Genomic DNA, 12,090 nt, shown 5'->3' on the forward strand with positions numbered 1-12,090 from the left:
CGTGAATCAGCTCTCTTTTTCATGTGAGCTTGAGCAAGACAACAAAGGTGGGCGCAATGCGCCCACCTTTGGCAAACTGTACGATCGTGCTGCCGATAGGGCACGCCTGCCCTATTCGCAGCGGGATCCGGTCTGGATTTCACCTTTCTGAAACCCTTCATGACCAGTCTGCCGCAATCGATCTTTTAAGATACGGTCCAAACCCACACGAGGTAAATCAATGACCGAACAAAGCCCCAACGATATCTTCCATGCGTCCTCATTCATGCAGGGCCACAATGCGGAATATCTCGAGCAGCTTTACGCCCAGTATGCAAATGATCCCAATGCCGTGGATCAGGCCTGGGCAGAGTTCTTCCGCCAGATGGGTGATGCTGAGCTGGACGTCAAAAAGGAGGCCGACGGGCCATCCTGGGCGCGCAGCGACTGGCCGCCTGCGCCCAATGATGAAGACACCGCCGCATTGACCGGCGAATGGCCTGCAGCACCTGCTGAGGCCAAAGGGGCTGGCAAGAAGATCAAAGACAAAGCGGCCTCTGCCGGTGTTGAGATTTCCGACGCACAGGTACAGCGCGCGGTGCTGGATTCGATCCGCGCCCTGATGCTGATCCGGGCCCACCGTATTCGCGGCCACCTGGCAGCAAACCTCGACCCACTGGGTCTGCATGGTCAGGACGCCCATCCTGAGCTGGACCCCAAAGCCTATGGCTTTACCGAGGCTGATATGGATCGCCCGATCTTTATCGACAATGTTCTGGGTCTGCAGGTCGCATCGATGCGCCAGATCGTGGATATTGTGAAACGCACCTATTGCGGCACCTTTGCGCTGCAGTACATGCATATTTCCGACCCCGAGCAATCCGCCTGGCTGAAAGAGCGTATTGAAGGCTACGGCAAGGAAATCCAGTTCACCCGCGAAGGCCGTAAAGCCATCCTCAACAAGATGGTTGAGGCCGAGGGTTTTGAGAAATTCCTCCATGTGAAATACATGGGCACCAAGCGTTTTGGTCTGGATGGCGGGGAATCTCTGATCCCGGCGATGGAGCAGATCATCAAACGTGGTGGCGCATTGGGTGTGCAAGACATCGTAATCGGCATGCCGCACCGCGGCCGTCTGTCGGTGCTGGCCAATGTGATGCAAAAGCCCTATCGCGCGATCTTCAACGAATTCCAGGGTGGCTCGTTCAAACCTGAAGATGTTGATGGCTCTGGCGATGTGAAATATCACCTTGGCGCGTCGTCTGACCGCGCGTTTGACGACAACAAGGTTCACCTCAGCCTGACCGCGAACCCGTCGCACCTTGAAGCGGTAAACCCGGTTGTTCTGGGTAAAGTGCGCGCCAAGCAGGACCAGCTGAACGACGCAGATCGCAGCAGCGTGCTGCCGATCCTGCTGCACGGCGATGCGGCCTTTGCGGGCCAGGGTGTTGTGGCAGAATGTTTTGCTCTCTCGGGTCTGCGCGGTCACAAGACCGGCGGCACCATCCATATCGTGGTGAACAACCAGATCGGTTTCACCACTGCGCCGCACTTCTCGCGTTCTAGCCCCTACCCGACCGACAACGCATTGGTTGTGGAAGCGCCGATCTTCCACGTCAACGGCGATGACCCGGAAGCGGTGGTACACGCGGCAAAAGTGGCAACTGAATTCCGTCAGAAATTCCACAAAGACGTGGTTCTGGACATCTTCTGCTACCGCCGGTTTGGTCACAACGAAGGCGATGAGCCGATGTTCACCAACCCGCTTATGTACAAAAAGATCAAGGGTCACAAAACCACCCTGTCTTTGTACACCGAGCGTCTGGTCAAAGATGGCCTGATCCCGGAAGGTGAAATCGAAGACATGAAGGCGGCTTTCCAAGCGCATCTGAACCAAGAGTTCGAAGCCGGGAAAGACTTTAAACCCAACAAGGCCGACTGGCTGGATGGGCGCTGGTCGCATCTGGATAAGCAGGACGCGGATTACCAACGTGGTGAAACCGCTATCAAACCTGAGACCCTGGCCGAAGTGGGCAAAGGTCTGAGCACCCTGCCAGAAGGCTACCCGGTCCACCGTACCGTGGGTCGTTTCCTCAACACCCGTGCGAAGATGTTTGAAACCGGTGAAGGTTTTGACTGGGCCACCGGTGAAGCAATTGCCTTTGGCTCATTGCTGACCGAGGGCTACCCGGTGCGTCTGTCTGGACAAGATGCCACCCGCGGCACCTTCTCACAGCGTCATTCGGGCATTGTGAACCAGAACACCGAAGAGCGTTACTACCCGCTGAACAACATCCGCGGTGGTCAGGCGCAATATGAGGTGATCGACTCGGCGCTGTCTGAATATGCGGTGCTGGGCTTTGAATATGGCTACTCGCTGGCGGAACCAAACGCGCTGACCCTGTGGGAAGCTCAGTTTGGTGATTTTGCCAATGGCGCGCAGATCATGTTTGACCAGTTCATCTCTTCGGGTGAAAGCAAATGGCTGCGCATGTCCGGTCTGACCGTACTGCTGCCGCATGGTTTTGAAGGTCAGGGCCCTGAGCACTCATCCGCGCGTCTGGAACGTTTCCTGCAGATGTGTGGTCAGGACAACTGGATCGTTGCCAACTGTACAACCCCTGCGAACTACTTCCACATTCTGCGTCGTCAGCTGCACCGGACCTTCCGTAAGCCGCTGATCCTGGTGACGCCGAAATCCTTGCTGCGCCACAAACTGGCGGTTTCTAAGGCGGAAGAGTTCACCACCGGGTCGAGCTTCCACCGGGTGCTGTGGGATGATGCGCAGGCAGGCAACTCTGAAACCAAACTGGTGTCTGACGACAAGATCAAACGCGTCGTCATGTGTTCGGGCAAGGTTTATTATGACCTGCTGGAAGAGCGTGACGCCCGTGGCATCGATGACGTCTATCTGATGCGGATTGAACAGTATTACCCGTTCCCGGCGATTTCGCTCGTCAAGGAGCTGGACCGCTTTAAGAACGCTGAGATGGTCTGGTGTCAGGAAGAGCCCAAGAACCAGGGTGCCTGGTCCTTTATCGAGCCCAACATCGAATGGGTTCTGACCCGCATCAAAGCAAAACACACCCGTCCGACCTATGTCGGCCGTGCCACATCGGCTTCGCCTGCAACCGGCCTGGCGAGCCAGCATAAATCCCAACAAGCCGCGCTTGTGAACGAAGCGCTCACCATCTGAGGAAGACAGAACAAATGACCACTGAAGTGCGTGTGCCCACACTGGGAGAATCCGTAACTGAAGCGACCGTGGCCACATGGTTCAAACAGCCCGGCGAAGCTGTGGCTGTGGACGAGATGATCTGCGAGCTCGAAACCGACAAAGTCACCGTCGAAGTGCCTGCCCCTGTGGCTGGCACCCTGGGTGAAATCGTTGCAGCCGAAGGTGACACCGTTGGTGTTGACGCGCTGCTGGCGATGATTGCTGAGGGCGGTGAAGCGGCGGCAGCCCCTGCTGCTGCTCCGGCAGCGGCCGCGGCACCTGCAGCAGCACCTGCAGGCAACGGCGCGACCGACATCAAAGATGGCCCGGCGGCTGAAAAAGCAATGGCCGAAGCTGGTCTGAACCGGGATCAGGTCTCTGGCACTGGCCGTGACGGTCGCGTTCAGAAAACCGACGTTGCCGCAGCCGTGGCAGCCGCAGCAGCAACCCCGGCGCCTGCCGCATCTGTGCGCGCCCCGGTTCCGGCTGATGACGCTGCGCGTGAAGAGCGGGTGAAAATGACCCGTCTGCGTCAGACCATCGCCAAGCGTCTGAAAGACAGCCAGAACACCGCCGCAATGCTGACCACCTACAATGAGGTCGACATGACCGAGGTGATGGCGCTGCGCAAAGAGTACAAAGACCTCTTTGAGAAAAAGCACGGCGCGCGTCTGGGCTTTATGTCCTTCTTCACCAAGGCGTGCTGCCTTGCGCTGAAAGAAGTGCCTGAAGTGAACGCGGAAATCGACGGCACCGATATTGTGTACAAGAAATTTGTTCACATGGGCATCGCCGCTGGCACCCCCACCGGTCTGGTTGTTCCGGTGATCCGCGACGCAGATCAGATGTCGTTCTCGGAAATCGAGAAAGCGATTGCGGAAAAAGGCAAGCGTGCCCGTGACGGCAAACTGTCGATGGCAGAAATGCAGGGCGGCACCTTCACCATCTCCAACGGTGGTGTTTATGGCTCGCTGATGTCCTCGCCGATCCTGAACCCCCCGCAGTCCGGCATCCTGGGCATGCACAAGATTCAGGACCGCGCGATGGTGATCAACGGTGAAATCAAGATCCGCCCGATGATGTATCTGGCGCTGTCTTATGACCACCGCATCGTTGACGGCAAAGGCGCTGTGACCTTCCTCGTACGGGTCAAAGAAGCGCTGGAAGATCCCCGCCGTCTGCTGATGGATCTGTAAGTGATACTGGAGCTTATTGAGCCCGAAGATTTTGAGGACTTGCCTTCCGAGGCAGGCCCTCGATGGGTCGCGTTGGAGAAAATAACTCGGACGCGCCTCAGTTCGGCGCTTGAAACAAATGATCATGGCCGAAGTGCCCAAGGTTTAAAGCTCCAGTACATGCGCGTGGTGTCCACAGCTGCAAATGAGTTGGGCATAGAAGGTATCGGGGTCCCTCCTGGGCAAGATCCATCTGTTCGTTTGGATAATTTTTTAATTGATGTCCAAGCAGCAGTGACTCGAGTGTCGTTAAATGCTAGTGACAGCGCGCCTATCTTTGGCTTCAGAGTACGTAATGAAGCCAAAGATAGGATACGTGATCTCGTTCTTGAGATTCAAAGAACAATTCCTCAGCTTCAATTAACTCCCAACAGCGAACGCCGATTAAAAACATCGCTACAGAACTTTTCACAAGAACTCGACAATCCAAAGTCACGTTTTTCTATTGGTTCTGGACACTTAGTCGCGGCAATGACTGTTTTGAATTTGGTTGTAACTACAACGGCAGCAGGACCTGATGCGCTCGCTTCGATTGAAAAAATCCAGACCATTTGGGGCGAAGAAAAAGAGCGTTCTGAAAGCCAGACGTTACGTGTGCCATATGAAGAACCTCATGGACTTCTAGCGCCGCCCCCAAAACAACTTCCTCGACCGAGCCATAACAGTGATGAAGCTTAAACGATAGTAACGCCCCGCTCTTCACCTTTTCTCAAATACTCCGGGGGAGGCGCATAGCGCCGGGGGCAGCGCCCCCTCCCTGCTCTCAAAACCAAAGGACCAATCCATGTCATACGACGTCATCATCATCGGCGCAGGCCCCGGCGGCTATGTCAGCGCCATCCGTTGCGCCCAGCTGGGCCTGAAAACCGCCATCGTCGAAGGCCGCGAGACCCTGGGCGGCACCTGCCTCAACGTGGGTTGTATCCCGTCAAAGGCGCTGTTGCATGCAACCCACCAGCTGCATGAAGCAGAGCACAACTTTGCCAAAATGGGTCTGAAAGGCAAATCCCCGTCGGTCGACTGGGATCAGATGAAGACCTACAAGGACGAGGTCATCGGCCAGAACACCGGTGGTGTTGAATTCCTGATGAAGAAGAACAAGATCGACTGGCTGAAAGGCTGGGCGTCTATTCCGGCGGCGGGTCAGGTCAAAGTGGGTGATGAAACCTACGCAACCAAGAACATCGTGATTGCTTCTGGTTCTGTGCCTTCGTCGCTGCCAGGTGTAGACGTTGACAACGCCGCAGGTGTGGTTGTCGACAGCACCGGCGCGCTGGAGCTGCCAAAAGTTCCCAAGAAAATGGTTGTGATCGGCGCGGGCGTGATTGGCCTGGAGCTGGGCTCGGTCTATGCGCGCCTGGGCGCCGAGGTGACCGTGGTTGAATATATGGACGCGGTCTGCCCCGGCATGGACAAAGACGTTCAGCGCACCTTCAAGAAGATCCTCGAAAAGCAGGGTCTGAAGTTCATCATGGGTGCAGCGGTTCAGGGCGTTGATGCCTCCAAGACCAAAGCCAAGGTGAAATACCAGCCCAAGAAGGGCGGCGACGAAGAAGTGATTGACGCGGATGTTGTGCTGGTTGCAACCGGCCGTAAACCATACGCCGAAGGCCTGGGGCTCGACGCGCTGGGTGTGAAACTGACCGAGCGCGGCCAGATCGCGACAGATGCGCATTGGGCCACCAACGTGCCGGGCATCTACGCCATTGGTGACGTGATCGAAGGCCCGATGCTGGCGCATAAGGCCGAAGACGAAGGCATGGCAGTTGCTGAGGTTCTGGCGGGCAAACATGGCCACGTGAACTATGGCGTCATTCCGGGTGTTGTGTACACCACGCCTGAGGTTGCCACCGTGGGTGCCACCGAGGACGCGCTGAAGGCCGAAGGTAAGAAGATCAAGGTTGGCAAGTTCTCATTCATGGGCAATGGCCGCGCCAAGGCCGTTGGTCAGGCGGATGGTTTTGTGAAAATCATCGCCGACAAAGAAACCGATCGTGTACTGGGTGCAGCAATCATTGGCCCCGCAGCCGGTGACATGATCCACGAGATCTGCGTTGCGATGGAATTTGGCGCCTCTGCCGAAGACATCGCCCTGACCTGCCACGCGCATCCGACCTATTCGGAAGCGGTGCGTGAGGCGGCGCTATCGTGTGGCGACGGCGCGATCCACGCGTAAGCATCTGTGCAGAAAAGTTAAAACGACGGGCGGCCCAACTCGGCCGCCCGTTTTTTGTTAGGCCAAAAAGCGCAGGGCTATGTCACCCGCATAGATGAGCCCCATCACGGCCGAACCGACAGAAATACTGATAAACAGCCGCGGCTGATTAGGCTGTTTGAGATACCGGTGAAGAAACACCCACGCTACCGGCTTATTGTTCGGATCATGTTTCAAACCTTGCGCGATTACTTCCGGAACCCCGCAGACTACGCTTGAAATCACTAGGATCCGCCACAAAAGAAATGTGAGCTGCACGAATTGATCGACGCCTTTCTCAAGTTCCCCTCCTGCCACATCTATGATTACGAAAGCACCGAATGCGGTCGCAAGGGAGACCAGAAAGGTGAAGAAGGTCAGAACCACACCACCTATTACTCCAATACCAAGGCTGGTTGAAACGCTTCTCCCAAAGGTCGTTTGGGTTTCCGCAAACTGCGCCAGTTTCTCGTGGATGAGCGGCATAGACTTAAATAGCGGAAACAGGACACAATATGTCATCGCACCAAGCGCGATAATCGTGCTGGCCCAGATCGTAGTCTGCGTCGCTCCTGTTTGCGTTGTGACCACCAAGAAAAACGATGCGGTCGCCAAGGCTCCAGCCTGCTCTTTTTCAAACGGATAGTTCAAATTTATTCTCCTACTGTCATTTTGAACGGAGATGGTCACAATCAGAACAAAAGCAATACATATCATGGTGATTTGATGAACATATAACATTCTTCAGGCGTGGCGAAACGGCGATGACTGAGGCATTGTTCACGCGGAGATACCGCCCATTGAAATGGCAATCTGCGCGTATGTTATCTGAGCGGTATGTGGCGCTTTGGTCGCGTTTTGCGACTGGCATGGCTGCGCTAGGCTGAGCTGGGGCGTGTGGCCCCGTGTGCGCAATGCTGGGAGGATAGTATGGCGGTTTCACTGCAGGTAATTTACCCGGTCTCGGATCAGAGCCGGTTTGATTTTGACTATTACATGAGCACCCATATGAAGATTGTCGATGACACCATGGGGCCGCATGTTGAGCAGGTGGTGATCACCAAAGGGCTGGCTGGGGGCCCCGATCAGCCTGCAGCCTATCACGCGGTGGCCACGATTATCTTTGGCGATCAGGATGCGATGGATCAGGCGATGGCGGCAGCGGGGCCTGCGGTGGCGGATATACCCAATTTCACCAATGTGCAGCCAGATCTGCTGATTGGGGAAGTGCTGTAGCACGGCAAAGAGAAAGGCCGGTGGTTGTCTCCCACCGGCCTTTTAACGTGTCTTAAACGCATCCATCAGGATGCTTGCGCTTACCACATGGTTTTGGCGGCGCGGGGGGCCCATTCGCGATCATAGGTCTCGCCGCCTTCTTCGCCTGCGGTGGCTTCGGCCAGCAATTGACCCACGGTGGGCAGGTCTTCGCTTTGATCGCCGCTGGTCCAGGTTTTCGAACGGATCAGCGCGCGGGCGCATTGGGAATAGATCTCGTTGATGGTGATCACAATCACGGTTGCGGGCTGTTTGTCGTGTTTTTCAAAGCGCGCGCGCAGTTCTGCATCAGCGGTGAGTTTGGCGGTGCCGTTGACGCGGATCACATTGTTGGAGCCGGGCACCATGAACATCAGCGATACACGTTCGTCGCGCACGATATTGCGCAGGCTGTCGATGCGGTTGTTGCCGCGCCAGTCGGGCAGTGCCAGGGTCTTGGCATCAAGTTCCATCACCACCGGGCCTTCGTCACCACGGGGGCTGCCGTCGGTGCCTTCGGGACCAACAGTGGACAAAACGCAAAACCGCGAAGTCATGATCCATTTGCGATAAAGCGGTGTGAGCTCGCTCACGACTTTGCGTACAGAAGGCGCGCCCGGTTTTCCGTAAAGCGCCTCAAGCTGGTCAAGTGTCTGGATGGTGTCCATCTGGTGTAAACCCTGCTTCTTTCATCAATGCATTGGAGTGGGCTTCGACCCGCTCCTCCAAAATCTGCATAAATTCATCCCGTGGCAGCCCTGCGGGGATGGGATCAAGAAATTCGATCACTGCCGTGCCGGGTTTGCGCAGAATGCCTTTGCGCGGCCAGAATAGACCAACGTTTGTGGCAACAGGAATACAGGGCTGGTTCAATTCTTCGTATAAGACGGCAGCACCGATTTTATAGGGCTTTTGTGCCCCAGGGGCCACACGGGTGCCTTGGGGATAGATCACCAGCTGGCCCGGCTCGGAGAACTCGCGGGCGACGTCTTGTACCATTTTGGCAATGGCGCGGCCGCGGCGACCACGGTTGACCGGCACGCAGCCAAGGCGTTTGGCGTAAAGGCCAATCACCGGGGTCCACATCAATTCGCGTTTCATGATGAATTTGGGCCAGGGCATCCGGCCAAAAAGCATCAAGATATCGAGAAAGCTTTGGTGTTTAGAGGCGACCACCACCTCGTCGGTCGGGATCTGGCCGCGAAATTCAGTGCGAATGCCAACCATCCAACGCGCCGACCACAGCACCCAGGCGCAATAGGTTTTGCAAGCCAGTTTGGCACCGTTTTTGGACACAATCGCATAGGGCGCAAACAGGATGCCAAGGATCCCCATCATGGCATAGATTTGCACAGTAAAGACCAGCGAGCGCAGCCATTGGATGATGATCACGTGAGTACTCCGAGACGTTTTTTGGCAGCGCGGCGGGTGGCGACAAAGGCCACAAGCGCGCCAAGCGGCGGGATAACGAGCGGCAAAAGCCAGCTCAAGCCGGAAAAGCCAAGCCCGGTGAGAAAGCCACCTTCCTCGGACGCGGCAGGCAGTAAGAGCACGCCGATCATGCCGCAGACCACCCCCACAGCCGCGCCAATCAGCGCGCGCAGGGTAAAGCGGCGGATAAAGGCCTGGGCGATATAGCTATCAAGCGCGCCGACAAGACGCAGCACTTCGATCACCTGCGCATTGGCCGCCAGCGCCGCATTGGCAGCAAGGGTGATCATCGCGGCCGTGGCCCCACCGATAAGCAGGATCGACACGGTGGCCAGACGGCGCAGCGCCCGCGCCGCATCCACCAGAGGTTCGCGCCAGCGGGTATGATCATCCAGCACCGCACCGGGTACTTCGGCCTGCAGTCGCAGGCGCAGGCCGGTGGCGTCATAGGGTGGGTTTTCCGCCAGCACTTCGATCAGCTGCGGCACCGGCAGCGCATCCAGCGGCAGATCCGCACCAAACCACGGGCTGAGCATCGCCGCCTGCTCTTCTGGGGTGATCACCCGGATCGAGGCGACGCCAGAGGTTTGTTCAAGAATACGCACAGCCGCCTCGGTCTGGGCGGTGCGTTGATCGGCGGGAGCATTGATGCGCAGGGTTGCAGCACCTGCCAGCTCATCCGCCCAACGATCCGCCAAGCGGCCAGACGCCACCGAGAGCGCCAGTGCAAATACGGTCAGAAACGCCATAGCGCCCGCCACAAACAGGGTCAGCTGGGCGGTAAAGCCGCTGGGAGGCACCACGCGGTCGGCCTGCATATCACCAAGAATAAGGGTGCGCAGACGGTTCATAGATCAACCCCCGCAAGCGTCAGTTGGCGGTTGGAGATCCGCAGCACCCGCGCCTGCACCTGATTTTTGGCAGCGCGAATAAGCGGCAGATCATGGGTGGCAACCAAAATGGTTTTGCCCATGTTGTTGAGTTCGACCAACAGCCGCAGCAAGCGTTGCGACATTTCCCAATCCACATTGCCGGTGGGTTCATCAGCGATGATCACATCGGGCGACAGGATCACGGCCCGTGCCAGCGCCGCGCGCTGGCGTTCACCGCCCGAAAGCTCCTGCGGCAGCGCATCAGCCCGGTCTGACAGGCCAACCCAATTGAGCAGCTCACGCAGATTGGCTTCTTCGTGCATGATGTCCTTGCCCGCCACAGTCAGCGGCAGGGCGATGTTTTCCATCAGCGACAGATGATCCAGAAAGCGGCAATCTTGATGCACTACCCCAACCCGGCGGCGCAAAAAGGCCATCTGATCGCGATCAAGCCCGTGCACATCCATATTAAACGCACGCACACGCCCGGCCGTTGGCGCAAGCGCGCCATAGCACAGTTTCAGCAGCGTGGTTTTACCAGCACCAGATGGGCCGGTCAGAAAATAAAACGATCCCGGAGCCAGCTCAACTGAGACATTGCTCAGCAGCTCTCCACCGCCGTAATTATAGGCTACGTTCTCCAGCTCAATCACGGCTGCTCCCTCAAATAATGGCCATGTTGTGCCTCAGGCGGGGGCGGGTTTCAATGGGATCCTGCTCTGATGCGGCCTTGCTGTCACACCTCAGGGGGGCAGCGCTGCGATTGTCTCTTTCACGATTGGGTCGAACTGCTTATGATTTATAGAAAATCGGAGGTCTGCTCTGCGCAAAGCGCAGCGCCAAGGAGACGGTAATGCGCCTGACATGCCCCAATTGCGGAGCCCAGTATGAGGTTCCGGAAGATGTGATCCCTGCGGAGGGGCGGGATGTGCAGTGCTCCAACTGCGGAAAAACCTGGTTTCAGGAAAGTTCCGCAGCGCTGGCGCAGCGTCAGGCTGATTCCCCGGCGGCCTCTCAGGCTGCATCTCCGGCGCCCTCTCAGGTAAGCGCGCCGCAGGTGGATGAAGTTGAGGCTGCAACTGAACCGCGCGCGCAAGCCGCCACTCCAGTGGGCAGCACCTTTAGCCGCGCGCCTGCAACGCTCTCTGATGCGCCGGTTTCAGCTGAAGCACCGGCTGAGACATCTGCGATGGAGCCGCCTGAAGAAACAGATGAGGCGGAAGAGGATTTTTCCGATCCGGCCGCAGAGTTTTTCAGCACATCCGTTGATGCGCCGGATGATGACAGTGAAGAAGACACTCCAAAAGAGGCCCCAAAGCCTGCGCAACGTAAGCTGGATCCGGCGATTGCAAGCATTCTGCGTGCCGAAGCGCAGCGCGAAACCGCCCTGCGTGCCGCCGAAAGCGAAGGTCTTGAAACCCAGCCCGAGCTGGGGCTGCAAAGCCCCCCGCCCGAGGATCTGGAAACCCGCGCGCGGGAAACCCGCGAGCGCATGTCGCGCCTGGATGACGACAGCGTTGAGGTGATGCGGAGCCCACGCCGGGAGCTGCTGCCGGATATTGAAGAGATCAATTCAAGCCTTGGTCAGGGTGATACCAGCTCGGTTCTGGCTGATGACGATGCAACAGAGCTGGCGCAGCCGCGGCGGCGCGGATTTGTGCGCGGTTTTCTGTTTGCGGTGCTGATCGCGATTGCTTTGGTGCTGGTCTATCAAAACAGCGCAACCATTGCCCAGCAGGTGCCCGAGGCCGAGCCTTATTTACAGTCCTATGTGAACTGGGTGGATGAGACGCGGGTCTGGCTGCAGATGCAGGCGGAGCAATTGGCGGCTGATCCCAAAACCCCTGCGCCAGCCGTTTCGCAATAAGCGGTGTCACAATAACCCTTGTCATAATAGTTCCGGCGGAC

Annotated in this window: 11 protein-coding genes; 6 read left to right on the forward strand and 5 right to left on the reverse strand. The window is 57.3% G+C overall.

The features are described 5' to 3' along the window. Positions 1–220 precede the first annotated feature (220 nt). From GG681_RS06760 to lpdA, 4 genes are all read left to right on the forward strand, one after another. Positions 221–3,175, forward strand: a complete 2,955-nt coding sequence (locus tag GG681_RS06760; RefSeq protein ID WP_153546414.1) for a 2-oxoglutarate dehydrogenase E1 component — start codon at positions 221–223, stop codon at positions 3,173–3,175. A 14-nt stretch (positions 3,176–3,189) separates the two neighbouring features. Continuing rightward, positions 3,190–4,392: a 2-oxoglutarate dehydrogenase complex dihydrolipoyllysine-residue succinyltransferase gene (gene odhB, locus GG681_RS06765; RefSeq protein ID WP_153546416.1), complete on the forward strand. Its 1,203-nt coding sequence runs from the start codon at positions 3,190–3,192 to the stop codon at positions 4,390–4,392. Then, positions 4,393–5,109 carry a hypothetical protein gene (locus GG681_RS06770; protein WP_153546418.1) on the forward strand — a complete coding sequence of 239 codons (717 nt, stop codon included), beginning with the start codon at positions 4,393–4,395 and terminating at the stop codon, positions 5,107–5,109. 106 nt (positions 5,110–5,215) lie between these two features. Next, positions 5,216–6,607, forward strand: coding sequence for a dihydrolipoyl dehydrogenase (gene lpdA / locus GG681_RS06775; RefSeq protein WP_153546420.1), 1,392 nt, complete (start codon positions 5,216–5,218; stop codon positions 6,605–6,607). Positions 6,608–6,664: 57 nt separating this feature from the next. Here lpdA and GG681_RS06780 read toward each other — a convergent pair whose 3' ends face one another. After that, positions 6,665–7,276, reverse strand: coding sequence for a hypothetical protein (locus GG681_RS06780; protein ID WP_153546422.1), 612 nt, complete (start codon positions 7,274–7,276; stop codon positions 6,665–6,667). 279 nt (positions 7,277–7,555) lie between these two features. Here GG681_RS06780 and GG681_RS06785 point away from each other — a divergent pair, with 279 nt between their 5' ends. Next, complete coding sequence (locus GG681_RS06785; RefSeq protein WP_153546424.1) at positions 7,556–7,861, forward strand: EthD family reductase; 306 nt, start codon at positions 7,556–7,558, stop codon at positions 7,859–7,861. 80 nt (positions 7,862–7,941) lie between these two features. On the opposite strand, the gene GG681_RS06790 is transcribed toward GG681_RS06785, so the two are convergent. The 4 genes from GG681_RS06790 to GG681_RS06805 are packed head-to-tail and all read right to left on the reverse strand — an operon-like array spanning position 7,942 to position 10,835. Beyond that, positions 7,942–8,547: a pyridoxamine 5'-phosphate oxidase family protein gene (locus GG681_RS06790; protein ID WP_153546426.1), complete on the reverse strand. Its 606-nt coding sequence runs from the start codon at positions 8,545–8,547 to the stop codon at positions 7,942–7,944. Next, a complete protein-coding gene (locus tag GG681_RS06795; protein ID WP_153547008.1) occupies positions 8,525–9,217 on the reverse strand; it encodes a lysophospholipid acyltransferase family protein in 693 nt (230 codons plus the stop codon). The genes GG681_RS06790 and GG681_RS06795 overlap by 23 nt, the downstream gene beginning before the upstream one ends. A gap of 50 nt (positions 9,218–9,267) precedes the next feature. Next, positions 9,268–10,161, reverse strand: a complete 894-nt coding sequence (locus GG681_RS06800; RefSeq protein ID WP_153546428.1) for a cell division protein FtsX — start codon at positions 10,159–10,161, stop codon at positions 9,268–9,270. Further along, positions 10,158–10,835 (reverse strand): cell division ATP-binding protein FtsE, encoded by a 678-nt coding sequence (locus GG681_RS06805; RefSeq protein ID WP_328593295.1) that lies wholly within the window; start codon positions 10,833–10,835, stop codon positions 10,158–10,160. The genes GG681_RS06800 and GG681_RS06805 overlap by 4 nt, the downstream gene beginning before the upstream one ends. A gap of 200 nt (positions 10,836–11,035) precedes the next feature. On the opposite strand from GG681_RS06805, the gene GG681_RS06810 reads away from it, so the two are divergent. Then, positions 11,036–12,049 carry a zinc-ribbon domain-containing protein gene (locus tag GG681_RS06810; protein WP_153546430.1) on the forward strand — a complete coding sequence of 338 codons (1,014 nt, stop codon included), beginning with the start codon at positions 11,036–11,038 and terminating at the stop codon, positions 12,047–12,049. The last annotated feature ends 41 nt before the right edge of the window (positions 12,050–12,090 follow it).

Origin of the sequence: Tritonibacter aquimaris (assembly GCF_009617595.1) — a bacterium.
GTDB lineage: Bacteria > Pseudomonadota > Alphaproteobacteria > Rhodobacterales > Rhodobacteraceae > Epibacterium > Epibacterium aquimaris.